This window comes from Mesorhizobium sp. SARCC-RB16n (assembly GCF_008520305.1).
GTDB lineage: Bacteria > Pseudomonadota > Alphaproteobacteria > Rhizobiales > Rhizobiaceae > Mesorhizobium.
Window position 1 is genome coordinate 32,427 of the sequence record NZ_ML703283.1, and the last position, 22,755, is coordinate 55,181.

The 22,755-nt window shown below is 64.0% G+C and carries 29 protein-coding genes; 7 read left to right on the top strand and 22 right to left on the bottom strand.

What is annotated here, in order from left to right; translation table 11 throughout:
* Nucleotides 1–9: 9 nt before the first annotated feature.
* The 5 genes from C7I87_RS25945 to gcvA form a co-directional block, all read right to left on the bottom strand.
* Nucleotides 10–1,014, bottom strand: coding sequence for an ABC transporter ATP-binding protein (locus C7I87_RS25945; RefSeq protein WP_149906896.1), 1,005 nt, complete (start codon nt 1,012–1,014; stop codon nt 10–12).
* Nucleotides 1,015–1,064: 50 nt separating this feature from the next.
* Entirely contained in the window at nt 1,065–1,889 is an 825-nt protein-coding gene (locus C7I87_RS25950; protein WP_149906897.1) for a carbohydrate ABC transporter permease, read from the bottom strand.
* A gap of 206 nt (nt 1,890–2,095) precedes the next feature.
* Entirely contained in the window at nt 2,096–2,968 is an 873-nt protein-coding gene (locus tag C7I87_RS25955; protein WP_149906898.1) for a carbohydrate ABC transporter permease, read from the bottom strand.
* Nucleotides 2,969–3,093: 125 nt separating this feature from the next.
* Nucleotides 3,094–4,404: an ABC transporter substrate-binding protein gene (locus C7I87_RS25960; protein ID WP_149906899.1), complete on the bottom strand. Its 1,311-nt coding sequence runs from the start codon at nt 4,402–4,404 to the stop codon at nt 3,094–3,096.
* A 237-nt stretch (nt 4,405–4,641) separates the two neighbouring features.
* The gene (gene gcvA / locus C7I87_RS25965) at nt 4,642–5,547 is read right to left on the bottom strand and encodes a transcriptional regulator GcvA (RefSeq protein ID WP_149906900.1); all 906 of its coding nucleotides are present in this window, start codon (nt 5,545–5,547) and stop codon (nt 4,642–4,644) included.
* Between the two features lie 110 nt (nt 5,548–5,657).
* On the opposite strand from gcvA, the gene C7I87_RS25970 reads away from it, so the two are divergent.
* Nucleotides 5,658–5,843 (top strand): hypothetical protein, encoded by a 186-nt coding sequence (locus C7I87_RS25970; RefSeq protein ID WP_149906969.1) that lies wholly within the window; start codon nt 5,658–5,660, stop codon nt 5,841–5,843.
* Nucleotides 5,844–5,868: 25 nt separating this feature from the next.
* Here the strand turns inward: C7I87_RS25970 and C7I87_RS25975 are convergent, their stop codons facing one another.
* Nucleotides 5,869–6,828, bottom strand: coding sequence for a sugar-binding transcriptional regulator (locus C7I87_RS25975; RefSeq protein WP_149906901.1), 960 nt, complete (start codon nt 6,826–6,828; stop codon nt 5,869–5,871).
* 208 nt (nt 6,829–7,036) lie between these two features.
* Here C7I87_RS25975 and C7I87_RS25980 point away from each other — a divergent pair, with 208 nt between their 5' ends.
* On the top strand, nt 7,037–7,669 hold the full coding sequence (locus C7I87_RS25980; protein ID WP_149906902.1) for an HAD family hydrolase: 633 nt from the start codon (nt 7,037–7,039) through the stop codon (nt 7,667–7,669).
* Nucleotides 7,670–7,672: 3 nt separating this feature from the next.
* On the opposite strand, the gene C7I87_RS25985 is transcribed toward C7I87_RS25980, so the two are convergent.
* From C7I87_RS25985 to ureC, 8 genes are all read right to left on the bottom strand, one after another.
* Nucleotides 7,673–8,440, bottom strand: a complete 768-nt coding sequence (locus C7I87_RS25985) for a class II aldolase and adducin N-terminal domain-containing protein (RefSeq protein WP_149906903.1) — start codon at nt 8,438–8,440, stop codon at nt 7,673–7,675.
* Between the two features lie 80 nt (nt 8,441–8,520).
* Nucleotides 8,521–9,162: an urease accessory protein UreG gene (ureG, locus tag C7I87_RS25990; protein ID WP_149906904.1), complete on the bottom strand. Its 642-nt coding sequence runs from the start codon at nt 9,160–9,162 to the stop codon at nt 8,521–8,523.
* Nucleotides 9,159–9,599 (bottom strand): DUF3995 domain-containing protein, encoded by a 441-nt coding sequence (locus C7I87_RS25995; RefSeq protein ID WP_149906905.1) that lies wholly within the window; start codon nt 9,597–9,599, stop codon nt 9,159–9,161. Before C7I87_RS25995 ends, ureG begins: the two co-directional genes overlap by 4 nt.
* Nucleotides 9,596–10,267, bottom strand: coding sequence for an urease accessory protein UreF (locus tag C7I87_RS26000; RefSeq protein ID WP_149906906.1), 672 nt, complete (start codon nt 10,265–10,267; stop codon nt 9,596–9,598). The genes C7I87_RS25995 and C7I87_RS26000 overlap by 4 nt, the downstream gene beginning before the upstream one ends.
* Nucleotides 10,260–10,832, bottom strand: a complete 573-nt coding sequence (gene ureE / locus C7I87_RS26005; protein WP_149906907.1) for an urease accessory protein UreE — start codon at nt 10,830–10,832, stop codon at nt 10,260–10,262. The genes C7I87_RS26000 and ureE overlap by 8 nt, the downstream gene beginning before the upstream one ends.
* 66 nt (nt 10,833–10,898) lie before the next feature.
* The gene (locus C7I87_RS26010; protein ID WP_149906908.1) at nt 10,899–11,534 is read right to left on the bottom strand and encodes a glutathione S-transferase family protein; all 636 of its coding nucleotides are present in this window, start codon (nt 11,532–11,534) and stop codon (nt 10,899–10,901) included.
* A gap of 44 nt (nt 11,535–11,578) precedes the next feature.
* Nucleotides 11,579–12,172, bottom strand: coding sequence for a hypothetical protein (locus C7I87_RS26015; protein ID WP_149906909.1), 594 nt, complete (start codon nt 12,170–12,172; stop codon nt 11,579–11,581).
* A gap of 92 nt (nt 12,173–12,264) precedes the next feature.
* The gene (ureC, locus tag C7I87_RS26020; RefSeq protein ID WP_149906910.1) at nt 12,265–13,977 is read right to left on the bottom strand and encodes an urease subunit alpha; all 1,713 of its coding nucleotides are present in this window, start codon (nt 13,975–13,977) and stop codon (nt 12,265–12,267) included.
* 167 nt (nt 13,978–14,144) lie between these two features.
* Here ureC and C7I87_RS26025 point away from each other — a divergent pair, with 167 nt between their 5' ends.
* Both C7I87_RS26025 and C7I87_RS26030 read left to right on the top strand, forming a co-directional pair.
* Entirely contained in the window at nt 14,145–14,534 is a 390-nt protein-coding gene (locus C7I87_RS26025) for a hypothetical protein (protein WP_149906911.1), read from the top strand.
* Between the two features lie 114 nt (nt 14,535–14,648).
* Complete coding sequence (locus tag C7I87_RS26030) at nt 14,649–15,161, top strand: hypothetical protein (RefSeq protein WP_149906912.1); 513 nt, start codon at nt 14,649–14,651, stop codon at nt 15,159–15,161.
* A 74-nt stretch (nt 15,162–15,235) separates the two neighbouring features.
* On the opposite strand, the gene C7I87_RS26035 is transcribed toward C7I87_RS26030, so the two are convergent.
* Genes C7I87_RS26035 through C7I87_RS26055 form a run of 5 tightly spaced genes read right to left on the bottom strand, consistent with a single transcriptional unit; the run spans nt 15,236 to nt 17,599 of the window.
* Nucleotides 15,236–15,541, bottom strand: coding sequence for an urease subunit beta (locus tag C7I87_RS26035; RefSeq protein ID WP_149906913.1), 306 nt, complete (start codon nt 15,539–15,541; stop codon nt 15,236–15,238).
* Nucleotides 15,542–15,547: 6 nt separating this feature from the next.
* Nucleotides 15,548–16,135, bottom strand: a complete 588-nt coding sequence (locus C7I87_RS26040; RefSeq protein ID WP_149906914.1) for a HupE/UreJ family protein — start codon at nt 16,133–16,135, stop codon at nt 15,548–15,550.
* A gap of 25 nt (nt 16,136–16,160) precedes the next feature.
* Entirely contained in the window at nt 16,161–16,415 is a 255-nt protein-coding gene (locus C7I87_RS26045) for a DUF1272 domain-containing protein (protein WP_149906915.1), read from the bottom strand.
* Nucleotides 16,416–16,425: 10 nt separating this feature from the next.
* Entirely contained in the window at nt 16,426–16,728 is a 303-nt protein-coding gene (locus C7I87_RS26050) for an urease subunit gamma (RefSeq protein WP_140729614.1), read from the bottom strand.
* Nucleotides 16,729–16,756: 28 nt separating this feature from the next.
* The gene (locus tag C7I87_RS26055; protein ID WP_149906916.1) at nt 16,757–17,599 is read right to left on the bottom strand and encodes an urease accessory protein UreD; all 843 of its coding nucleotides are present in this window, start codon (nt 17,597–17,599) and stop codon (nt 16,757–16,759) included.
* A gap of 201 nt (nt 17,600–17,800) precedes the next feature.
* On the opposite strand from C7I87_RS26055, the gene C7I87_RS26060 reads away from it, so the two are divergent.
* From C7I87_RS26060 to C7I87_RS26070, 3 genes are all read left to right on the top strand, one after another.
* Entirely contained in the window at nt 17,801–18,055 is a 255-nt protein-coding gene (locus C7I87_RS26060; protein WP_027145432.1) for an acyl carrier protein, read from the top strand.
* A gap of 4 nt (nt 18,056–18,059) precedes the next feature.
* Nucleotides 18,060–19,268: a beta-ketoacyl-[acyl-carrier-protein] synthase family protein gene (locus C7I87_RS26065; protein ID WP_149906917.1), complete on the top strand. Its 1,209-nt coding sequence runs from the start codon at nt 18,060–18,062 to the stop codon at nt 19,266–19,268.
* A 221-nt stretch (nt 19,269–19,489) separates the two neighbouring features.
* Nucleotides 19,490–20,194 carry a glutathione S-transferase family protein gene (locus C7I87_RS26070; RefSeq protein WP_149906918.1) on the top strand — a complete coding sequence of 235 codons (705 nt, stop codon included), beginning with the start codon at nt 19,490–19,492 and terminating at the stop codon, nt 20,192–20,194.
* Between the two features lie 27 nt (nt 20,195–20,221).
* On the opposite strand, the gene C7I87_RS26075 is transcribed toward C7I87_RS26070, so the two are convergent.
* The 3 genes from C7I87_RS26075 to C7I87_RS26085 form a co-directional block, all read right to left on the bottom strand.
* On the bottom strand, nt 20,222–20,569 hold the full coding sequence (locus tag C7I87_RS26075; RefSeq protein ID WP_149906919.1) for a hypothetical protein: 348 nt from the start codon (nt 20,567–20,569) through the stop codon (nt 20,222–20,224).
* A 115-nt stretch (nt 20,570–20,684) separates the two neighbouring features.
* Nucleotides 20,685–21,296 (bottom strand): nucleoside triphosphate hydrolase, encoded by a 612-nt coding sequence (locus C7I87_RS26080; protein WP_149906920.1) that lies wholly within the window; start codon nt 21,294–21,296, stop codon nt 20,685–20,687.
* 138 nt (nt 21,297–21,434) lie between these two features.
* A complete protein-coding gene (locus tag C7I87_RS26085; RefSeq protein WP_149906921.1) occupies nt 21,435–22,532 on the bottom strand; it encodes a hypothetical protein in 1,098 nt (365 codons plus the stop codon).
* Between the last annotated feature and the right edge of the window lie 223 nt (nt 22,533–22,755).

A 22,755-nucleotide genomic window follows, 5' to 3' on the forward strand; every position in this document is an offset into this window, starting at 1 on the left:
GTCCCATCCTCACTGGACCATCGCCTTGCCGTCGGCGCCGAAGCGGTGCAGCTTGGACTTGTCCGGCGTCAGATAGATCGTGTCACCGTGACGAACGGCGAGTTCGCCGTCGGCGCGCACTGTCAGCGGACCGACGCCATCGGCCTGGACATGAAGGAAGGTGTCGGAGCCCAGATGCTCGGCCACGCCGACGGTGGCCTTCCAGTCGCCCGCCGTGGTCGATATCTGCATATGTTCTGGCCGAATGCCGATCGTCTTGGAGCCGTATTTCGCGGCCGGCGCGCCCTCGATGAGGTTCATCTTCGGCGAGCCGATGAAGCCGGCGACGAACAGGTTGCGCGGCGTCTTGTAGAGCTCCATCGGCGAGCCGACCTGCTCGATGTTGCCGGCGTTGAGCACGACAATCTTGTCGGCCATGGTCATGGCCTCGACCTGATCGTGGGTGACATAGATCATCGTCGTCTTGAGTTGATGATGCAGTTCGCTGATTTCGAGCCGCATGGTGCCGCGCAGTGCGGCGTCGAGGTTGGACAGCGGTTCATCGAACAGGAAGGCCGAGGGCTGGCGCACGATGGCGCGGCCGATGGCGACGCGCTGGCGCTGGCCGCCGGAGAGCTGGCCCGGGCGGCGTTCGAGGTAGTTGGTGAGGTTCAAGACGCGCGCCGCGTCCTTCACCTTCCTGTCGATGGTCGCCTGGTCCTCGCCCGCCATCTTCAGCGGGAAGGCGATGTTCTTGGCCACCGTCATATGCGGGTAGAGCGCATAGGACTGGAACACCATGGCGAGCTTGCGCTTGGCCGGCGCCTCGCCGGTGACGTCACGGCCATCGATGTTGATGGTGCCGCCGCTGGTGTCTTCGAGGCCGGCGATCAGCCGCAGCAATGTCGACTTGCCGCAGCCAGACGGGCCGACGAAGACGACGAACTCGCCATTCTCGATCACAAGGTCGAGGCCGGGGATGATGGACGTCGATCCAAAGGATTTGGAGACGTTCTTGAGTGTGATGTTTCCCATGGTTTCCTCCCCGAGAGCTATTTTTCGCCGATCGCTTCAGGCAATTTCCGTTACTTCACCGCACCAAATGTCAGGCCGCGCACCAGCTGCTTCTGGCTGAACCAGCCCATGATCAGGATCGGCGCGATGGCCAACGTCGAGGCCGCCGAAAGCTTGGCCCAGAATAGGCCTTGCGGACTGGAGAAGGAGCTGATGAAGGCGGTCAGCGGAGCAGCGTCCGTAGTGGTCAGCCGGATCGTCCAGAACGCCTCGTTCCAGGCCAGGATGATGTTGAGGAGCATGGTTGAGGCGATGCCCGGTACTGCCATCGGCGTCAGCACGTAGATGATCTCGTTCCACAGCGACGCGCCGTCCATGCGGGCCGCTTCCAGGATCTCGCCTGGGATTTCACGGAAGTAGGTGTAGAGCATCCAGACCACGATCGGCAGGTTGATCAGCATCAGCATGACCATCAGGCCGATGCGCGAGTCCAGCAGGCCGAGATTGCGGAAGATCAGGTAGATCGGGAACAGCACGGCGACCGCGGGCATCATCTTGGTGGACAGCATCCACATCAGGATGTCCTTGGTCCGCTTGGTCGGCGAAAACGCCATCGACCATGCCGCCGGAATGGCGACAAGCAGCGCCAGGACGGTCGAACCGACGGAGAGTAGCACCGAGTTGAAGAAGAACTTGAAGTAGCCGCTCTGCGCCTGGACTTCGGCATAGCTCTCGAAGGTCCCGGACGGGATCAGGTTGAAACCCTGGATCGCTTCCTGCTCCGACTTGAACGAAGTGATGATCGTATAGAGGATCGGGAAGAAGATCAGCAGCGCGACGATCCAGGCGGCGACGGTCGCGATTGTCTTGTGCTGGGTGGTGACTGAGCGTGCCATGATCAGGTTCTCCCATATCGGCGATGGTGGCGGCAGGGTCGACCCCCACTCCGGTTTGCTGCGCAAACCACCTCTCCCCCGATCGACGGGGTAGAGGAAAGGCGCAGCTTCAATGCAGGCGTTTCCTCTCCCCCGGGCAGGGGGAGAGGTGTCCCGCGCAGCGGGACGGAGTGGGGGTGGTTCAGCGCGCGTGCCATCGTCTCCCCCTACTTGTCCAGGTTCTTGCCGACGGCGCGCATGGCGAAGAAGGCGACGATGTTGGCTAGAATGACGGCGATCACACCGCCCGCGGATGCCTGGCCGATTTTGAACTCCAGCAGCGCCTTCTGGTAGACGAGGAAGGGCAGGTTGGTGGAGGCATAGCCGGGGCCGCCATTGGTGGTGACCAGGATCTCGGCATAGACCGAGAGCAGGAAGATCGTCTGGATAAGGATGACGACGGTGATGGCGCGCGACATGTGCGGCAGTGTCAGATAGATGAAGCGGCTGATGAAGCCGGCGCCGTCCATCTCGGCGGCTTCCTTTTGCTCGCCGTCGAGCGACTGCAGCGCAGTGAGCAGGATCAAGGTCGCGAAAGGCAGCCACTGCCAGGCGACGATGATGATGATCGCCGTCATCGGATGCTGCCCGAACCAATCGATCGGCTGCATGCCGAAGAAGCGCGCTATGTCGGCGAAGACGCCATATTGCGGGTGCATGATCATGTTCTTCCAGACCAATGCGGCTACCGGCGGCATGACGAAGAACGGCGAGATGACGAGGATGCGCACGATCCCTTGTCCCCACATCGGCTGATCGATGAGCAGCGCCAGCAGGATGCCGCCGATCACCGTGATCAGCAGCACGCTGACCACTAGGACAAGCGTGTTGAGGATCGACTGCAGGAAGGCCGGGTTGGAATAGAACAGCGCGTAGTTGGAGAGGCCGACGAAGCCATCGCGAACCGGATTGAGCGGATTGTACTGCTGGAAAGAGAACCACAGCGTGAGAGCAAGCGGAACAACCATCCAGACCAGCAGCAGCACCACGGATGGCGCCATCATGAATCGGGCAAGCGAACGGGTCTGCTGAGTAGCCATGACGGTCACCCTTCAAGGATCAGACTGAATTTTCACAGGCGTTGGAGAGGCGGCCGCCCGAACTGGGTTTCGGGCGGCCGTTGCCGGTCATGGTCGTCGGCCGGCATTCGGCACCGGGAGGAGCCTTACTTGATATACCCGCCCTCGGTCATCGTCGCGGTCGCCGCGTCCTGGGCCTGCTTCAGCGCATCGTCGACGCTCGACTGACCGGCAAGAGCCGCCGAGAAGAGCTGGCCGACGGTGGTGCCAAGGCCCTGGAATTCAGGGATGGCGACGAACTGCACGCCGACATAGGGCACCGGCTTGACGGTCGGATGCGTCGGGTCGGCGGCGTTGATGGAGTCCAGCGTCATCTTGGCGAACGGAGCCGCCTTCTGGTACTCCGGATTGGCGTAGAGCGAGGAGCGCGTGCCCGGAGGTACGTTGGCCCAGCCTTCCTTCGAAGCGACGAGTTCGGCGTAGTGCTTGCTGGTTGCCCACGACACGAACTTCTCGGCGGCGTCAGCCTTCTTGGTGCCGGCGGGAATCGCAAGCGACCAGGCCCACAGCCAGTTGCCGCGCTTGCCCAGGCCGTTGTCGGGCGCCAGGGCATAGCCGACCTTGTCGGCGACCGTCGAGTTCTTCGGGTCAGAGACGAAGGAGGCGGCGACGGTGGCGTCGATCCACATGCCGCACTTGCCCTGCTGGAAGAGCGCCAGGTTCTCGTTGAAGCCGTTGGAGGAGGCTCCCTCAGGGCCGTCGGCCTTCATCAGGTCGACATAGAACTGCAGCGTCTTCTTCCATTCCGGCTGGTCGAACTGCGGCTTCCAGTTCTCGTCGAACCAGCGGGCGCCGAAGGAGTTCGACATGGCGGTCAGGAAGGCCATGTTCTCGCCCCAGCCGGCCTTGCCGCGCAGGCAGACGCCGTTCACGCCATTGGCGCGGTCGGTCATCTTGTCGGCGGCCTGTCTGATGAAGTCCCAGGTCGGCGCGTCGGGCATCTTCAGCCCGGCCTTCTCCATCAGGTCCTTGCGGTACATGACGAAGGAGCTTTCGCCGTAGAAGGGCGCGGCATAGAGCTTGCCATCGACCGAGAGGCCACCGGCGATGGCCGGGATGATGTCCTTGACGTCGTAGTCGGCGCCGAGCTTGTCGAGCGGCAGGAGCCAGCTCTGCTTGGCCCAGATCGGAACCTCGTAGGTGCCGATGGTCATCACGTCATACTGGCCGCCCTTGGTGGCGATGTCGGTGGTGACGCGCTCGCGCAGCACGTTCTCTTCGAGCGTGACCCAGTTGAGCTGGATGTCGGGGTTGGCCTTGGTGAAGTCGTCGGTCAGCTTCTGCATGCGGACCATATCGCCATTGTTGACGGTGGCGATGGTGATGGATTCGGCATGTGCAGCGAAAGCCAGCGCGCTGGCCGAGCACAAGCCCAGGATGAGCGTACGAAGTTTCATCAAATTCCTCCCATGGACCAAGATGAGCATTTGCCTTGGCTGTGAGCAATTACTCACTTAGTCTTAATTATGTCAAGCCGAATTCGATGCTGCAGCGCAGCACACGGCCGGCGAAATAATGATGGAGGGTTGGCCACAGGGATCGGATTCCCGCCGGACGGGGTCCGGGCGGCAGGCCGAGAGCCTCTTGAGCGGGATGTCGTTTCTCGCCCGGTCTGCTGTCTGCTTGTCTGCCGGTCAGCAGGCGATCTCGGCCAGCAGCCAGTCGCGGAAGGCGCGGATCTTGGGCACGTTGCGGCGCGCCTCGGGGTAGACCAGCCAGTAGGCGTGGCCGTCGTCTCCGACCAGGTCGAAAGGCTGCACCAGCCGGCCGTCGGCGAGTTCGGCCTTGAACAGCGCCCTGGTCAGGATCGCCACGCCGTGGCCCGATATGGCCGCGTTGGCTTCATAGGCTTGCGCGCCCATGCTGCTGCCGGGCCGCCTGGCGAGGTCGTGGCTGTGCACGCCGGCGGCCTCGAACCATTGCGTCCACCAGATGTCGCTTGGATCGAGGATCGGCAGCTTGAGCAGATCGGCCGGTTCGTTGATGCCACCGATGCTAGCCGCGAGCTTCGGGCTCAGCATCGGCGTGAAATCGGCATCGAGCAGTTTGTGGGCTTCCAGCCCCGGCCATTTGCCGCCGCCGGAGCGGATGGCGAGGTCGACATCCTCGCGGGCGAAATCCGTCAGCCGGCTCGACGTTTCGAGCCGCACGGCAAGCGACGGATGTGCGATCTGGAACGCGCCAAGATGGTACGCCAGCCAGTTGGAGGCAAAGGTCAGCACCGTGGTGACACACAACAACCCGTCCGCGCCGCCGCGCGCGGCGGCATAGGCCTGGCCAAGAATGGCAAAGGCCTCGCTGACCGCCGGCGCCAGGCGCTGACCAGCTTCGGTCAGCTCGATCTGGCGCGGCCGCCGCAGGAACAGCGGCGCGCCGACGCGCTCCTCCAGCACCTTGATCTGATAGCTGACTGCCGCTTGCGTCATTGCGAGTTCCCCCGCGGCCTTGGTGAAGGAAAGATGCCGCGCCACCGCCTCGAACACCCGGATCGCCTGCAACGGAGGCAGTTGCGAAACCTGTGGCGCACTGAGGTCAGGCATAAAGCCTCCTTATGGGTCGTTATCGACGTTCGATTGGCAAAGGCGGCCGGCAAGGCCGACATTCATGCTCAACCCGTCATTCGGGTTCAGGATAACGAAGGTTGACGATCATGACCATGGCGCAGCAAAAATGCACTCCCGCTCCCGATCATCGCTGGATTTCGTGGCTTGTGGATGGATTCGGCTGGTTCGCGACCAGAAAAAAGGCGCATCTCGACATCAGGGACCTGTCGCCGCATCTGCAGCGCGACCTCGGTTTCCTCGACGGCAACGATCCTTTCGGCCGGCACCAATAGCCTTGCTGGCTTTATCGCCAAGCCGTCAAATGCTGGCCAGCAGGGCGGCGGCCGTCCGCTCGTCGGTGATGAGCCCGTTGACCAGCCGTCGGTTGACGGCCGCCAGGATACCGGGCAGCTTGCGCTCGCCCATGGCAAGCGCGATGACCAGCGACTTCTCGCGCGACGGCAGCGCCGCCGACGACACCCGGTCATTGGTGATGCCTTCGATCATGCGGCCTTCGCGATCGAACACCCAGCCGACGATTTCGGCAACGCCACCGGCCTTCTGCAAGGCTTTCAGTTCGCTTTCCGAAATGAAGCCGTCCTCATAGAGCGGCGCCTTCGGGCCGAGGTCGCCGATACCGATGAAGGTGACATCGGCCTCGGCGGCAAGCACCAGCGTCGGCTGGATCATCGGCTGGTTGAGCAGCATCTCGCGCTCCTGCGGCGAGGAGGCGATGACCGGCAACGGCATCGGGAAGGATCGCGCCTTGACCCTGTCGGCCATGGTGAAGATGACGTTGTAGAAGGCGGCCGAACCGTCCGGCGAGATGTTGCCGGTCAAGGACACCACCTTGTGCTGCGGGCATTCCATCGGCGGCAATTGTTCGATCGCCGCCTTCAACGTTCGCCCGGTGCCGATGCCCATGACGATCGGCGTCGGCGACCGCAGCCGCCGTTCGATCTCGGCGGCCGCCGCTTCGGCGATGCCGATGGTGGTGGAGGATGAATTGGGGTCGCTCGGGACCACCTCGACAAGGTCGAGCGCAAAGCGCGATTTCAGCCGCGCGGCAAGGTCCAGGCAGTTGGCGATCGGATGATCGACGCGGACCTTGATCAGACCTTCCGACACCGCCAGCGACACCAGCCGCTGCGCCGTCTGCCTCGATATGCCGAGTGTGGCGGCTATCTGGTCCTGTGTGTTGCCGGCAACATAATAGAGCCAGCCGGCGCGCGCTGCGTCGTCCAGCCTGTTGCTGCCGCCATCCTGCCGGGTATTCACGTCCTGCCTCCCGAACTCCGCCGATAGGCGGTCTCTATCAGTTTCGCAGGGAATGGCCGCCTGCGCAATTGTCAATCTCAAGAGCAAATGCTTGCATTGATGCGACGAAGGTTTTCTGTTCCGTTTCCATCAGAAGGCATGTTCTATGGCCGCCAAAGGTTTATCTCCCGGCGCAAACCCTTTAAGGGATCGCAGAAAGGAGCGCTGCATGACACTGAAGGCGGTTTTCTGGGACATGGACGGCACGCTGGTCGACAGCGAACCGCTGCACGCGGCAGCCCTCATTGCAGCGATGCGCAATGCTGGCCTCACGCCGCCTGACGATCTGCATGAGCGCGTGCTCGGCGTCGCCGCCTGGCCGGTCTACGAAATGATGCGCGACGAGTTCGGGCTGCAACTGCCCTTCGACGAATGGATCGTTCACAAATATGAGCATTACCTGCCGCTGGTCGAGGGGCTGAAGCCGCGCCCAGGCGCCATCGAGGTCTTCAATGAATTGCGCGCGCTCGGCGTGCAGCAGGCGGTGGTCTCCAATTCCGACCGGATGATCGTCGACGCCAATCTGCGCATGGTCGGCCTGACGTACCCCGGCATGAAGACGATCAGCCGCAACGACGTGCGCGAAGGCAAGCCGCACGCCGAGCCATTCCTGCGCGCCGCCTATCTGGCCGACGTCGATCCCGCGCACGCCGTCGCGGTCGACGACAGCTGGCCGGGCGCCATGGCGGGGCTGGCGGCGGGAATGAAGACCATCTTCTGGCCTGAAAAGCCGATGGAAGGACCGCCCGGCGCCGTCGTCATCAACAGCGCCGCGGAATTGCGGGCCCAGCTCGGACTGTAGCCCTCAGTTCCGGTAAACCGGCTCCTGTTCGTCGAGGATCGCCTTCAACTCGGCGAGATGACGTTCGGCCTGGCCGGGATAGTCGTCCATCTCGCTCGCCGTCTTCTCGGCGATCGCGTCGGAGAGCGTGCGCAGCGGCCGGCCGGTCCACAGCGCCTTGATGTAGGTCTCGGCGGCGCGCTCGAAATAGAACATGCGGTTGAAGGCGTCGGCGACGGTGTTGCCGATGACCAGCACGCCATGATTGCCCATCACCATCACCTTGACCTTGGGGTCGGCGAGAAGCTGCGAGCAGCGCTCGCCCTCTTCCTCGAAGGCCAGCCCGCCATAATGCGCGTCGACGACATGGCGGTTGAAGAACATCGCCGAATTCTGGTCGATCGGCGGCAGCGTCGAGTCGGCGAGCGAGGCCAGCACGGTGGCGTGGATCGAATGGACATGCATGACGCAGCGCGCGTGCGGCACATTGCGATGGACGGCGCCGTGCAGGCCCCATGCCGTCGGGTCGGGCGCGTTTGGGCCCGACAAGGTGTCGGGATCGCTGGCGTCGATTTCGATCAGGTCGCTCGCCTTGATGCGCGAGAAATGCACCTGGTTCGGGTTCATCAGGAACCTGGTGCCGTCGTCGTTGACGGCCAGCGAGAAATGATTGGCCACCGCCTCGTGCATGTTGAGCCGCGCCGTCCAGCGGAACGCGCAGGCGAGATCGACGCGCTCTTCGTAGAAGGGCAGGTTGGTCAGCGTTTCCTTCTGCAGGCGGGCAATGCTCATCCTAAAAATCCTCCGGTTTCGGCAAGAATGCCGTGCTCCGCTGGTGCCCGCAACCGCTTTCGCTTGGTGCAGAAGGCCAACTATGCCGCGGTGCTTGCGGAACCAAGGGTCCGAAGTCCGCCATGCTCGACGATGAAATCGATCACCTCCTGCAAGCCCTTGCCGCGCGAAAGATCCGTGAAGCCAAACGGGCGCTTGCCGCGCATGCGGCCGGCGTCGCTCTCCATGACATCGAGATTGACGTTCACATAAGGCGCCAGATCGCCCTTGTTGATGATGAGGAAATCGGAGCGCGTGATCGCGGGTCCGCCCTTGCGCGGAATTTCTTCGCCCTGGCAGACCGAGATGACATAGAGCGTAAGATCCGCAAGATCCGGCGAGAAGGTGGCGGCAAGGTTGTCGCCGCCGGATTCGATGAAGATGATGTCGAGGTCGGGAAACTTGCGGTTCAGCTCGGCGATAGCCTGCAAATTGATCGAGGCGTCCTCGCGGATGGCGGTATGCGGGCAGCCGCCGGTCTCGACGCCGACGATGCGCTCCTCCGGCAGCGCCTGCAGCCGGGCCAGCATCATGGCGTCTTCCCTGGTGTAGATGTCGTTGGTGACGACGGCGATGGAAAACTCGTCGCGCAGCGCCTTGCAGAGTTTTTCAGTGAGCGTCGTCTTGCCGGAACCTACGGGGCCACCAATGCCGATACGAAGAGGACCGTTAGCTTGTGTCATGTCGGAAACTCCATGATGGCAAGGCCCGCGAAGCCGAGCCCGATCAACAGGCACAGCGGCGAATAGAGACTGGTATCGAGCCGCGCGAAAGGCTGTTGCGGCGCCAGCCGGCGCCACCAGGTTGTGAAACCGGCAATGCCGCGTCCCAGGAACACCAGACCGATCAGCATCGACGTGGCGGCAAGCCCCTCCTTTGGAAAGGGCGAGGCAAAGAAACCGATGAGTGCCAGCGGCCACAGCGTTGCCAGGCCAAGGCAAGTGGCAACGGCGAAACTGGCGAATGGCGTCGGCATTTCGTCGACGCCGCGAAAACCGACGACGGCGTGGGCGCAGGACGCGGCATCCCTGCCTGGCCAAATGCCGCCGATGCCCCAATAGACGTGCAATGCCGTGATCAGCAGCAGGACGAATGAGAGGACGAAGGCGAGGAGGATCATGAGCGGAACAGTCGCGAATACTGGGTTTCGTGCTTCATCGCCGTGATGTCGGAGACGAAGGCGCAGCCGCCGAGATCGTCCGATGTCGAGCGGGACGCACGGGCGGCGGTCGAGAGCGCCAGTGGCTCGAACCCTGCGAGCAGCGTCGTGGCCTCGTTCTGGCCGATGACGCCGAGCCGGATCGCTGCCTGGACGAGGTTGGAGAAGAAGGCCTGCAGGAAGGCGGACAGCGCGTCATGCAGCGCAATGCCGTTGCCGCCGGCAACGGCGCCGACAGCGACGCAGTAGGCGCATTCGGCGGGCAAGCGCTCCAGCGCGGGATTGGGCCAGGCGCCGGCCGCCTTGAGGAAGGCCGCACCTTGCAGCATGGTCTCGCTGTGGCGCTCGCGCGAGCCGGCCAGTGCCTCGGCCAGTGCCGCCACCTCGCCGAGATCGCCGCCTTCACACGCGCGCCGCCAGCTTTCGGCGAACAGCACGGCATCGTTCCAGCCCGAGCCCATCTCGACCAGCGTCTCCAGCCAACCGGCAAGGCCGGCGGCATCGGTCACCAACCCATCATGCACCGCGCGCTCCAGACCATGGCTGTAGGCAAAGCCGCCGACCGGGAAAGCCGGAGACAGCCACGCCATCAGCCGTAGCAGGGCGATGCCGGACGGCTGGTCAGTCATGATGATGATCGTGAGGCGAATGCGCGTGGCTGTGCGAATGGGCTTCGTGGCCATGACTGTGCGCCTCCGCGTGGCTGTGCGCATGGCCGTGATCATGCCCGCCCGAGTACGCGCCGCGCACCGGCTTAAACGGTTCGGAAACGTCGCGCACGGTGGCGCCGAGCCCTTCCAGCATCGCCTTGATGACATGGTCGCGCAGGATGAGGATGCGGTGCGCCTCGATGCCGGCGGCGAGATGGCGGTTGCCGATATGCCAGGCGAGTTCGGTCAGATGGACCGCGTCGCGAGCGCGGATGTCATAGATCTCTTCGGGCGCCGCGACGATCTCGATATGGCCGCCGTCCTCCAGCACCAGCCGGTCGCCGTCGTTGAGGGCAACGGGCTCGGGCAGGTCGACCAGCACCTTGCTGCCGTCGGCAAGTTCGATGGCGCGGCGGCGCAGATGCCGCTCGTCATGGGCGAGGACCGCGCGGCCGGAGGGCGCTGTGGTCGCGACCGTGCCGGCGGGCAGCACCGAGACGGCGCGCGGGAATTTGGTGAAGTCGGTGTTGAGGTTGAGCTTCATTTCATGGAGCCTCCTTAGAGCGCCGCGTCCTCTTGGACGCGCAAAGGACGCTCTAATACTTTGAATCTATGCATCGTGCTTTCCGAAAATCGATTCCGATTTTCGGGCCGATGCATTAGCCTGCGCCCGCGCACGGGCAGGACGCGCCAGCACACGGTCGAAATAGGCATTGACGCGCTCGGAGTCGATCGGGAACCGGCCGGCACGCGCCCAGCCGCCCATGTCGCCGAGCAGCACGTCGACGGCGGAAAAGCGGTCGCCCAGCGCAAACGTCTTGTCGCCGAGCCGGCGATCCAGCGCCTTGACCTCCGAGGCGAAGTCATAGGCCGCGGCAGGGCCGACGTCGACCCGAACTTCCCTGGGTAAGAGGAAGCGATGGCGCAATTTGTTCCAGAGCGGCGCCTCGAACTCGCTCTGGGCAAAATGCATCCAGGAATTCACCTCGGCACGGCCGGCGAGACCGGGATTGGCGCCCATCCCTTTGTCGGCGTGCTTCTCCGCCAGATAGACGCAGATCGCCGCCGAATCCGTCACCGTCAGTTCACCGTCGATGAGAATCGGCACTTTGCCCGACGGGTTGAGCGCATAGGCTTCCGGCGAGCGTAGCTTGACCTCGACGAATTCATAGGGCTGGCCGAGTTCCTCCAGCATCCAGAGGACGCGGCTGACCCGGGACCCACGCGATCCGACGGCCTTGTACATCGTTGAACCTGCCTTTCTCCGGAACTCTAGATCATCGGCTGGTGTCATACGATCGTGTCGAAGAGCCGCAGGATGAAGGATATCTGATAGATAAGCGCCGCCGTGACAAAGGTGACGTGAAAGCGGCGGTCGCGCACCAGGATCGCGGCGATGCAGAGCGCGACGAACATCGGCGTGCGGAACAGATATTCGTTGCCGAAGCGGGCGAAATGCTCCGGCCCTTTCAGCAACGTGTCGACCACGTCGAGCAGATAGGTCGCCGCCAGCAGGCCGAAGAACCAGGCGCGGCGCGAATAGAAGAAATCCTCGTAGCTGGTGTAGTCCAGCATCGAATCCGGAAACAGCAGCGCGCAGAGCAGGAACAGCGTGATGGCGTAGAAAATGATGAAAAGATATTTGCCGAAGGTCCACGTTTCGATGGCGTAGAGGCCGAACTCCCACCACCAGAAATGCACCAGCATCAACAGCACCGAGGCGACCCAGGCCAGATGCACGGGATAGAGCCGGTACTGGCCAGGATGCTGGACGATGCGCGCCACCCCCGATAGCAAGCGGGCGACACCAAGCCCGATCACCATGCCCATGACGATGCGGATATGCGGGAAGATGTCGTGGGCGGAGGCTATTTCGGTCGCCATACTCGTCTACAATGTGCCGTTCGGAGCCGCATATTGCTGCGGCGAGTCTCCCGCTGCAACGGGTTTTACCCGGCGCGATCGCCGATCTGGTTTCAAAACAGAAAATACCGCTGGGCCATCGGCAGCACCGTCGCCGGCTCGCAGGTCAAGAGTTCGCCATCGGCGCGCACTTCGTAGGTTTCCGGATCGACCTCGACATGTGGCGTGGCGTCGTTGAGCACCATCGAGTGCTTGCCGATGCCGCCGCGCGTGTTTTCGACGGCGACGAATTGCTTGTCGACGCCAAGCCGCCCATGCAGACCTGACTCGAGCGCTGCTTTCGAAACGAAGGTCACGGACGAGTTGGTCCGGGCTTTGCCATAGGCGCCGAACATCGGCCGGTAGTGCATCGGCTGCGGCGTCGGGATCGAGGCGTTGGGATCGCCCATCGGGGCGGCGGCGATCATGCCGCCGATCAGCACCATGTCCGGCTTGACGCCGAAGAAGGCAGGGTTCCACAGCACCAGATCGGCGCGTTTGCCGACCGCGATCGAGCCGATCTCCTTCGACAGCCCGTGCGCGATGGCTGGATTGATGGTGTATTTGGCGATGTAGCGGCGGACGCGGAAATTGTCGTTGTCGCCGGTCTCCTGCGGCAATGCCCCGCGCTGGCGCTTCATCTTATCGGCCGTCTGCCAGGTTCTGATCGCCACCTCGCCGACGCGGCCCATGGCCTGAGAGTCCGACGAGATGATCGAGAAGGCGCCGATGTCGTGCAGTATGTCCTCGGCCGCGATGGTCTCCTTGCGGATACGGCTTTCGGCGAAGGCGATGTCCTCGGGGATCGACGGCGACAGATGATGGCAGACCATCAGCATGTCGAGATGCTCGGCCAGCGTGTTGACCGTGTAAGGCCGCGTCGGGTTGGTCGAGGACGGGATGACGTTGGGCAGGCCGCAGACCTTGATGATATCCGGCGCATGGCCGCCGCCGGCGCCCTCGGTGTGGAAGGCGTGGATGGTGCGGCCCTTGATGGCCGCGACCGTGTTCTCGACAAAGCCGCTCTCGTTCAGCGTGTCGGTGTGGATCATCACCTGCACGTCGTAGTCGTCGGCGACCGACAGGCAGCAGTCGATGGCCGCCGGCGTCGTGCCCCAGTCTTCGTGCAGCTTGAGCGAGCAAGCGCCGCCCAAAACCATCTCCTCAAGCGCGGCCGGCAGCGAGGCGTTGCCCTTGCCCGACAGGCCGATATTCATCGGGAAAGCGTCGAAGGACTGGATCATGCGCGCCATGTGCCACGGCCCCGGCGTGCAGGTGGTCGCCAGCGTGCCATGCGCCGGACCGGTGCCGCCGCCGAGCATGGTGGTGATGCCCGACATCAGCGCTTCCTCGATCTGCTGCGGGCAGATGAAGTGGATATGCGCGTCGAAGCCGCCGGCGGTGAGTATCTTGCCTTCGCCGGCGATAATCTCGGTGCCGGGACCGATGATGATGGTGACGCCGTCCTGCATGTCGGGATTGCCGGCCTTGCCTATTGCGGCGATGCGGCCGTCCCTGAGACCTATATCGGCCTTGAAGATGCCGGCCGAGGCATCGATCACCAGCGCGTTGGTGATGACGGTGTCGACCGCGCCTTGGGCCCGGGAAACCTGGCTCTGGCCCATGCCGTCGCGGATGACCTTGCCGCCGCCGAATTTGACCTCTTCGCCGTGGATGGTGAAATCCTTCTCGACCTCGATGATGAGCTCCGTGTCGGCAAGCCGCACTTTGTCACCAACGGTCGGGCCATACATCTGGGCGTAGGCGGCACGCGTTAGTCTGGCCATCAGCGATTGCTCCCGAAATGCGATGTGATCGAAGCCCGGCTGCACATTGCCGCCATCCAATGGTCACGCAATGACCCGCTGGCCGACACCTTCTGATCCCATTTGGCGGTTGAGGTTGGGACGTCACCCCAAAACGACCGTTTGCCAAATCGATGGAAGGAAAATCCATGCGCAAAACGACAGTTCTTGCAGCCGCCGCCAGCCTGATGCTGGCGGGCGCCGCCAGTGCCCAGCAGCAGCCCGCGCAACAGCCCGCCCCGTCCACGCCCGCCCCCACGGCGAAAACGCCCGCTCCCGGTGGCCAACAGGCCGCGCCGGCGATCCAAAGCGTCAACATTGTCGACATCACCGAGTTGCCGAAGGACACGCAGACGCAGGTCAACCAGGTGATCGCCCAACGTGGCGATGCCGGCCTGCAGAAACTGCGCAGTTCGATCGACGCCACCCCCAAGGTGAAGTCCGCTCTCCAGGCCAAGGGGATGACCTCGGCTCAGGTGGTCGCGGCCAGCATGGAGCCGAACGGCGCGCTGACCCTGATCACCAAGAAAGCCAGCTGACGAACCGGCGCGGCGGGCCGGTATCCGGTCCGCCCACCGAATAGGAGAGGGAACCGTGACAGGGCTGGGGGCGTTTCGTTTCACAGGTTTTGAAGCAAACTGCGAAAGCGAACGATGACCCTCGCCTCTCTGCCCGATTCCCGATGGCTGTCCGATGTCCGTTGGCTGCATGCCGTTGCCGCGGCCGCGTTTCTGGCAGTGAGCCTCCCCCAGACGGCGCTGAACGCGCAGGGCCTGCAAAGCCCGGAGACCGTCGACCGCATCGTCGGCTCGCAAGTCAACCAGGAAGAGGCCAAGACGACCGCTGAGATCGGCAAGGTCAATTCGGCGATCGACCGCACGCGAGAAAACATCAGCACGGTGCGCAAGACGTCCAAGCTCGACAAGGTCGATATCGTGTTCCTGACCGACGCTGCGCGCAGCGAAGGCGGCCCGCCGCCGGCCATCGAGAACAAGGTTCGGCAGCATCAGGACGATGTCACCGAGCTGCGCAAGGAGATCGAGGCCAACGCCCTGCTCTACAATGCCATCGAGTCGCGGCGCGTGCTTGCCGAGGACGTGCTCGCCGTCGAGTTCGACGATCCCGGAAAGATCGTCATCTATGCGGCCGCCAAGCCGTCGGGCTGAGCCGAAGGCATCGTTTGCCTTCAGGCTTACCCTGAAGCCATTAGCCGTCTTTGCATGCCAGGCATGAGACGCCCTCACAGCTTGCCCATCACCTTCTGCTGGAATCCATAGACTTCGCGCTTGCCGCCAAGCGGCACCAGCGTAACGTCGCGTTCCTGCCCCGGTTCGAAGCGCGTGGCGGTACCGGCGGCGATGTCGAGGCGCATGCCGCGCGCGCGGTCGCGGTCGAATGTCAGCGCCTCGTTGGTTTCGAAGAAATGGTAGTGGCTGCCGACCTGGACCGGCCGGTCGCCACTGTTGGCCACCTTCAGAGTGACCGTCGGCAGACCCTTGTTGAGTTCGATGTCGCCTTGGGCGGGGATGATTTCACCGGGGATCATGCGACCTCACACGACGCCGAAGGCGAGGCCGACGCCGATCGCCGCGCAGGCGGCACCCGCGATGCGGGCCACACCACGGAATCTCGTGCCAAGGCCAAGCCCGGCGGCGATGCCGATGGCGTGGAGCAGCACGGTGGCGACGGCAAAGCCGGCCATATAGTCGAGCCCGCCGGCATCTTCCGGCACTTCCGTACCATGGGCATGGCCGTGGAACAGCGCGAACAGGCCGATGATGGCGACACCGGCCGAAACGGGGAGATCGACCGCCAGCGCGACCAGCAGGCCGAGCGCCACGACCGAAGCCAGTATGCCCGGCTCGACGAAGGGCAGCGGCATGTGCAGCATGCCGAGCGCGCCACCGGCCAACACGACGCCGACAAACGCAGCCGGCCAGATCCAGATCGCCTTGCCGCCCTTGACTGCCGCCCAAAGGCCGACAGCCAGCATCACCGTCACGTGGTCGAGGCCCGACAGCGGATGCGCGAAGCCGGCCATGAAAGACGATGTCGTGCCGATACCGACATGGGCGTAGGCAGGCATGGCGGCCGCCAAGAGCAGGATCGCCGAGAGGCACAGGCGTTTGACAGGGATCATTTTACTTGCCTTTCGTTTTGCGATGTCAGGCGGCCCTGCGGGGGCCGCAACCCTCGGCCTTGAGCACGCGTTTGGTCGATGCGGGATATTTCTTCAGCATCGCGGCGGGGCGAATCGGCCGGGCTGTAAAATTGCCGCCGCAGTTCGGGCAGACGCCGCCAAGCACGTTTTCGACGCAGCCGGCGCAAAAGGTGCACTCGAAGGTGCAGATCAGCGCATCCTTCGCTTCCGGCGGCAGGTCCTTGTCGCAGCATTCGCAGTTCGGGCGCAGCTCAAGCATGTCGGTCTCCTCACCTGATGGGTTCGTGCACGGTCACCAGCTTGGTGCCATCGGGAAACGTTGCTTCCACCTGCACGTCATGGATCATCTCGGCGATGCCTTCCATCACCTGCGCGCGGCTGACGACATGGGCGCCGGCCTCCATCAGCTCGGCGACCGGGCGGCCGTCGCGGGCGCCCTCGACGACGAAATCGGTGATCAGCGCGATCGCTTCCGGATGGTTGAGCTTGACGCCGCGCTCCAGCCGTTTGCGCGCCACGACCGCCGCCATGGCGATGAGCAGCTTGTCCTTTTCCCTCGGCGTCAGGTTCATGCGTCTTCCTGAAATGATGCGGACACAGTCACAGTGACCATAATTTGGGCAGCCCGGCCTTTCCGTTGAGCAATCCGACGAGCGGGACCAGCCGCTGGCGCAGCTGGTAGCCGTCATCAGCATAGAGCCTCGCAAGAAGCTTGCCAGATGTCTTCACGGTCCAGACGCTGGCGCCACCCCGGTCGCCAACGATCTCCCGGACCGGGTCGAGCAGGGCTTCTGCCCGCAGCGACACGAGCAGCAGCGTGGCCACGGCAATCGCGCCACCTGATATCGCCGTACGGGCCAGGATGTCGGCGATATCGGGTCCGATGCGGAAATCCTCGGCATGAATGAGCGTTCCTTCCCTGCGGATACGCCAGCGGTCGCGAAAAGTGCCCTGTGCGGCACTTTCGCCCATGGCCAAGCGGCCGAAGACGGCCGCTTCCAGCACCAGCGCCTCGGCTCCCGCCGCGAGCTCGACATCGAGCGTGCGGGCAAAGGCGGCGCGGTCGAAGACGATGGTCTCCTGCGGCAGCCAGGCGATGCTGCCGTTCTCGCCGACGGTCAGATTGACCCGCACTTCGGCATGGTCCGATGCGGCGCGATAGACTTTTTCGCAGGCCTGGGTCGTTATCGCCGCGCTGGCTTCCGCGCCGACGTCGACATCCCAACTCAGGCGGTCGCCGCCGGTCAGCCCGCCGGCGGTGTTGATCAGGACGGCCTCCAGCGGACCGGCCGAAACGGCCGGCAGTCTTATCTTGGCGGAGCCGTCCTGATAGAGGCGCCGCAGCCGCGTGCGGTCGTCGATGCTGGCGCACCCAAGCTGCGCCTTGCCCGCCGCGCGCTGGGCCAACTGGCCTGAAAACTTCGTATTTTCGATCGTATCCACACCGTCAGGTTAAGCACTGTGGCGCTTTTGTCGACATATAGCTTGTTGCTTGATGGCGTTTCCGTTTCTATAGAGGGAACCACCTTGGTACGGTCAGGCGACGCTTGGCGGGGGTATAAGGCGAAGATCGCGGCCTGATATCGAGGACAAGATGGCGCTGTTCAGTTGGCGTCGGGAAACGACACGTGGGGAAGAAACCGAATGGCTGACCAGCTGGCAACGGACATCATCGAGAAGATCAAGGCCCATGCCGAGCCGGGTGGCGAGGAAATCACCACCACTACCGAATTGACGGCGCTCGGCATCCATTCGCTGGAGCTGACCGAGATCATCTTCGACCTCGAGGAGCAATATGGCATCGAGATCGAGATGAACACGGTCGATGCCTGGAGCAATCTGAAGAATGTCGGCGACATGGTCGAGGCTGTTCGCGCTCTGATCGCGAAAAAAGCCTGACCGAATGCTGAAGCGCGTCGTCATTACCGGCATCGGCGGGCTGTGCGGATTGGGCACCGATGCGCAGGCAATCTGGGCCGAGATGCGGGCCGGCCGGTCGGGGATCGGCCCCATCGACAATCCCTTCCTGCACGACCTGAAGGTCAAGACCGGCTGCGAGATCAAGGCGCTGCCGGATCACGGCATCGAGCGCAAGCAACTGGTGTCGATGGACCGCTTCAGCCTGCTGGCGGTGCTCGCGGCGAAAGAAGCCATGCGGCAGTCCGGATTGGCTCCGCATGCGGACAATACCTATCGGATGGGAACCATTGTCGGCGTCGGCGTCTGCGGATTCGAGACGATCGAGGAGAATTATCGCGCCATCCTGATCGAGGGCAAGAACCGTGCCGGCATCTTCACCGTGCCCAGGGTCATGCCCGGCGCCGCCGCCGGGCAGGTCAGCATGCATCTGGGTCTGCGCGGACCGGTATTCGGCGTCACTTCGGCCTGTTCGTCGGCCAATCATGCCATCGCATCGGCGGTTGACCAGATCAGGCTCGGCCGCGCCGACGTCATGGTGGCCGGTGGCACCGATGCGCCGCTGGTGTGGGGAGTGCTGAAGGGCTGGGAGGCGCTGCGCGTGCTGTCACCCGACACGTGCAGGCCGTTCTCGGCCGACCGCCAGGGCCTGGTGCTGGGCGAAGGCGCCGGCATGGCGGTTCTGGAAAGCTACGACCACGCGATGGCGCGCGGCGCCACCATTTTGGCTGAAATCGCCGGCGCCGGCCTTTCGGCCGACGCCTCCGATATCGTCGCGCCGACCGTCGAGGGGCCGGAAGCCGCGATGCGCTTCTGCCTGGTCGATGCCGGGCTCAATCCCGAGGATGTCGACTATCTCAACGCGCACGGCACCGGCACCAAGGCCAACGACCAGATCGAGACCCTCGCGATCAAGCGTGTCTTTGGTGACCATGCGCGCGCGCTGTCCGTCTCCTCAACCAAGTCGATGCACGCTCATTGCCTTGGCGCCTCGGGCGGGCTGGAGATGATCGCCTGCGTCATGGCGATCCGCGAAGGCGTCGTGCCGCCAACGGCGAACTACCGCGAGGCCGATCCCGACTGCGATCTCGACGTAACGCCGAATGTCGCGCGCGAGCGCAAGGTGCGCGTCGCCATCAGCAATGGCTTTGCCTTCGGCGGCACCAATGCCGTGCTGGCCTTCAAGGCCATCTAATTCGGGCGGTCACCACCTGCCCCGGGCGGTTACTACCTGCCCCGGGCGGTCGCCACCTGCCCGGGCGGTCCCCACCGTTAGCGCGGTCCGAATCGGTTGACTGTCCGTGCAGGATGAAAGCGTCGCCGCCATATTGATCCCGCCCGACCGCAGCCCTAATTCTTGGCCGACCCGCCAACACCGCGCCGCTCGGTGCGAATCCCCCCGCTCAGGAGTTCTCGATGGCCGACCTGTCCGCCTTTCCGATCGCAACCCGTTGGCCGGCCAAGCATCCAGACCAGATCCAGCTCTATTCGGCAACGACGCCGAACGGCGTGAAGATATCGATCGCGCTGGAGGAAACCGGCCTGCCTTATGAGCCGCATCTGATCAACATCGGCAAGAACGAGAGCTGGACGCCGGAATTCCTGTCGCTCAATCCCAATGGCAAGATCCCGGCGATCATCGATCCCGACGGTCCGGACGGCGCGCCGATCGGCCTGTTCGAATCCGGCGCCATCCTGCTCTACCTCGCGGAGAAAACCGGCCTGCTGATGCCCGTCGACGCAGCGCGGCGCTATGAGACGATCCAGTGGGTCTTCTTCCAGATGGCCTCTGTCGGGCCGATGTTCGGCCAGGTCGGTTTCTTCCACAAATTCGCCGGCCGCGAGATCGCCGATAAACGGCCGCTGGAGCGCTACCGGGACGAATCGCGCCGTCTGCTCGGCGTTCTCGACGTCAGGCTGAAGGGCCGCAAATGGATCATGGACAATGACTACACCATCGCCGACATCTCGCTGCTCGGCTGGGTGCGCAACCTGATCGGCTTCTACGAGGCGCGCGAACTGGTCGGCTTCGATGATTTCACCAATCTGGCCGCTTGGCTGGAGCGCGGCCTGGCGCGGCCAGCGGTGCAGAAGGGCCTGACCATTCCGGCGCGGAGCTGAAACCCGCCAGCCGGGGAAGACGCTGCCCTACTTTGCTTTCGCCTTGGATCCGCCCCTGCCGACCACGGAGGCGGCGAGGGACGCGACACCCCGCGCCGTGGCCACGACCGCTCCGGCGGCAATGTTGGCTGCAGTGCGAACCTTCGAACCGCCGCCAGCGGCAGGCTTCCGCGCCTGGGCGGTCTTCGCTGCCGTTTTCGGCGCGGTCATTTTCGGCGCGCTGCCTGGCACGACTTTCTTAGGCGGTGCCTTGCCGAAGGCCGGCTTGGCATCCTTCGAGCGCTGGGCGACCGCCGGGCCGGCCCCGGCAGTCGATTGCGGCGCTTTCGGTTGGACCGACTTGGCCCTGGCGGGCTTTTTTGCCTTGGTTGCCATCGGACGGAATCCCTCTTCTGGCGTGATTGCCTTATTGGGATAACGCCTTTGAAAGTCTTAAGGTTCCCGTCGAAAAATACTGAAAATTAAGCAGGTTAATCGAGATTAACCCGGGTTAACCAATGACCAGGTCGGCAGCCCGGCGCCGGGCCAGCACGCGTTCGATGTTGGGCATGTCGTTGGAGGCGATCCAGGCGCGCGCATCCGCCTCGGAACGGCCATGCTCGTTCCAGCGTTCCATCAGGCGGCGCTCGAGCTCGTTGCGCGGCACATCGACGAAGATCGAGAAATCGAACAGCGGCGCCAGCCGCGACCACGGCTCCTCGTCGAGCAGCAGGTAATTGCCTTCGACCAGGATGAACTTGATCTCGGCGCCGACGATCGCCGCGGCGGCGCGCGACAATTCCATGCCGCGGTCGAAGACCGGAATGGCGACATCGTGCTCGCCGGCACGGATGCGCTTCAAAAGCGCCTCGAAGCCGCCGAAGTCGAATGTGTCGGGCGCGCCCTTTCGCGCCCGCAGGCCGCGCGCGTCGAGCACGATGTCGTCATAGTGGAAGCCGTCCATGGGCACGACTTCCACAGCGCCTTCCGGCAAAAGGTCATGCAGGCTTGCCGATAGCGTCGATTTGCCGGCGCCCGGCGGCCCGGCGATGGCGACGATAAAGCGCTTCGCCTTGCCGGCGCGCTTGAAGATGGTGGCGGCGAGGTGGGCGATTTCGGACATTTTGGCTCCTTCCGCACGATTTCAGACGCATCTTGTCGGCGGTCGCTGGAAATTTCAAACCGCGATTTGCACGATTTAGAGCGAACGGTCGTGAAGTCAGCGCTGGCGAATGCGATTAATCCTTTGCGGCTTTGCCCTTCAGCGTGCCGTGGGCTGGCCGATGCGCAGGAAATCGCTGTCGAACGGGACCTCCGATGCCGCGGCGCCAGTCAACCGCAGGCGGCCATCCGCCGTGGTGACCTCCCGCGGGGGCTCGCCACCCGACAGCGGCAACGCACCGATGACATGGCGGAACGAGACGCCGCGGCCCTCGCCGAGCGCAAATGCCGTCGCCACGCCTTCGCGCTTCAGCCAGTTGTCGCCGACCGAGGCGGCGTGGCCAATCGCCGTGCGCCCATCCTCGATGCCGAGCACGCCGAGATGGCGGCCGCTCCACGGCGCGTAGTCGCGCCCGCCATTGCTGAACCACAGCATGGTGACCGGCAGTTCGGCCGGGTTCTTCAGCACCAGCACCAGATCGTCCTCGGCCTGGCGCGCCAGTGCTGTCCAGCCGGGTCCACCGTGGTCGGCCTCGACCAGAGTGAGGAAATCCTCGCGCCGGTGCTCCATGCGGTAGTCGGTGAGATCCAGCGTGCCGCCGCCGACAGCGGGAAAATGCGCGAGGTCGGACGACCGCGCCGGATACGCCAGCATGAAGCGGCCGCGCGTGGGGTCCGGCTCCAGCGGATCGGCCGGCGTGGCGGCAAACCGCTTCGGTGAGAAAGCCAGCCTGCCGCCGCCTTTCATCGCCGTCATCGGGTGATGGGCGACCGAGATCGCGCCGGACCCACCGGAAATCAGATGTTCCTGGTAGAGGAAAGGATGGTCGTCGCGCAGCGTGAAAATCTTGTCGACGCTGGCGCCCATCACCTTGTGCCGCAGCCGGAAGACGGCGCGCCATCCGCCATCCGTCGCGCCGCTGTCGACCACATCCCAGGCGCTGTTGGCCGGCCAGCCATGCAGCGGTGCCTCCTCGACATCGCTGCGCGAAAACGGCGCGCAGAGAAAGTCGCCCGAGAGCCGGACGGTGCCCTGCGGCAGGTCTGGAGGCAGCGTCTCGCCCGCGTCTACCCAGGGTGCACGGTGCAGTGGCCGCAACTGGCGCCCGTTACTTTCAATGACCATGTCGGCGATGTGGCCGACCGTGAGATCGAGCGAAACCGAAATGCCCTTGGCGTTGATCGTGACCATATCCACCCTGCGATTCTGGAGCCGCCCACCAAAACCCGCTTGGCGCGCATTGCGCAAGCGCGGCGACAGGCATTTCGCATCAAGTCAGCGTCAGCGCCGCCCCTCACCCAGCCTCTTCGCCACGCCAAAGGCGGGGGAAACCAGATCGTGCTGCACTCGACATTCCCAGGCCTAACCGGCATTAACCAAATGGACGCATCCGCCGCGTTACGTTAGCTTCGCCTTATCT

Excerpts from the sequence above, each read along its gene's own strand:
- C7I87_RS26000 (WP_149906906.1), bottom strand. The coding sequence starts at position 10,267 with ATGACTGACCAGCCGTCCGGCATCGCCCTGCTACGGCTGATGGCGTGG.
- C7I87_RS25970 (WP_149906969.1), top strand. The coding sequence starts at position 5,658 with ATGACCATGGCGCAGCAAAAATGCACTCCCGCTCCCGATCATCGCTGG.
- C7I87_RS26080 (WP_149906920.1), bottom strand. The coding sequence starts at position 21,296 with ATGTCCGAAATCGCCCACCTCGCCGCCACCATCTTCAAGCGCGCCGGC.
- C7I87_RS26065 (WP_149906917.1), top strand. The coding sequence starts at position 18,060 with ATGCTGAAGCGCGTCGTCATTACCGGCATCGGCGGGCTGTGCGGATTG.
- C7I87_RS26045 (WP_149906915.1), bottom strand. The coding sequence starts at position 16,415 with ATGCTTGAGCTGCGCCCGAACTGCGAATGCTGCGACAAGGACCTGCCG.
- C7I87_RS26010 (WP_149906908.1), bottom strand. The coding sequence starts at position 11,534 with ATGTACAAGGCCGTCGGATCGCGTGGGTCCCGGGTCAGCCGCGTCCTC.
- C7I87_RS26040 (WP_149906914.1), bottom strand. The coding sequence starts at position 16,135 with ATGATCCCTGTCAAACGCCTGTGCCTCTCGGCGATCCTGCTCTTGGCG.
- C7I87_RS25995 (WP_149906905.1), bottom strand. The coding sequence starts at position 9,599 with ATGATCCTCCTCGCCTTCGTCCTCTCATTCGTCCTGCTGCTGATCACG.
- C7I87_RS25955 (WP_149906898.1), bottom strand. The coding sequence starts at position 2,968 with ATGGCTACTCAGCAGACCCGTTCGCTTGCCCGATTCATGATGGCGCCA.
- C7I87_RS25985 (WP_149906903.1), bottom strand. The coding sequence starts at position 8,440 with ATGAGCATTGCCCGCCTGCAGAAGGAAACGCTGACCAACCTGCCCTTC.
- C7I87_RS26075 (WP_149906919.1), bottom strand. The coding sequence starts at position 20,569 with ATGGCAACCAAGGCAAAAAAGCCCGCCAGGGCCAAGTCGGTCCAACCG.
- C7I87_RS26060 (WP_027145432.1), top strand. The coding sequence starts at position 17,801 with ATGGCTGACCAGCTGGCAACGGACATCATCGAGAAGATCAAGGCCCAT.
- C7I87_RS26035 (WP_149906913.1), bottom strand. The coding sequence starts at position 15,541 with ATGATCCCCGGTGAAATCATCCCCGCCCAAGGCGACATCGAACTCAAC.
- gcvA (WP_149906900.1), bottom strand. The coding sequence starts at position 5,547 with ATGCCTGACCTCAGTGCGCCACAGGTTTCGCAACTGCCTCCGTTGCAG.
- C7I87_RS25950 (WP_149906897.1), bottom strand. The coding sequence starts at position 1,889 with ATGGCACGCTCAGTCACCACCCAGCACAAGACAATCGCGACCGTCGCC.
- ureC (WP_149906910.1), bottom strand. The coding sequence starts at position 13,977 with ATGGCCAGACTAACGCGTGCCGCCTACGCCCAGATGTATGGCCCGACC.
- C7I87_RS26070 (WP_149906918.1), top strand. The coding sequence starts at position 19,490 with ATGGCCGACCTGTCCGCCTTTCCGATCGCAACCCGTTGGCCGGCCAAG.
- C7I87_RS26015 (WP_149906909.1), bottom strand. The coding sequence starts at position 12,172 with ATGGCGACCGAAATAGCCTCCGCCCACGACATCTTCCCGCATATCCGC.
- C7I87_RS26025 (WP_149906911.1), top strand. The coding sequence starts at position 14,145 with ATGCGCAAAACGACAGTTCTTGCAGCCGCCGCCAGCCTGATGCTGGCG.
- C7I87_RS25980 (WP_149906902.1), top strand. The coding sequence starts at position 7,037 with ATGACACTGAAGGCGGTTTTCTGGGACATGGACGGCACGCTGGTCGAC.
- ureG (WP_149906904.1), bottom strand. The coding sequence starts at position 9,162 with ATGACACAAGCTAACGGTCCTCTTCGTATCGGCATTGGTGGCCCCGTA.
- C7I87_RS25960 (WP_149906899.1), bottom strand. The coding sequence starts at position 4,404 with ATGAAACTTCGTACGCTCATCCTGGGCTTGTGCTCGGCCAGCGCGCTG.
- C7I87_RS26030 (WP_149906912.1), top strand. The coding sequence starts at position 14,649 with ATGACCCTCGCCTCTCTGCCCGATTCCCGATGGCTGTCCGATGTCCGT.
- C7I87_RS25945 (WP_149906896.1), bottom strand. The coding sequence starts at position 1,014 with ATGGGAAACATCACACTCAAGAACGTCTCCAAATCCTTTGGATCGACG.
- C7I87_RS26050 (WP_140729614.1), bottom strand. The coding sequence starts at position 16,728 with ATGAACCTGACGCCGAGGGAAAAGGACAAGCTGCTCATCGCCATGGCG.
- ureE (WP_149906907.1), bottom strand. The coding sequence starts at position 10,832 with ATGAAGCTCAACCTCAACACCGACTTCACCAAATTCCCGCGCGCCGTC.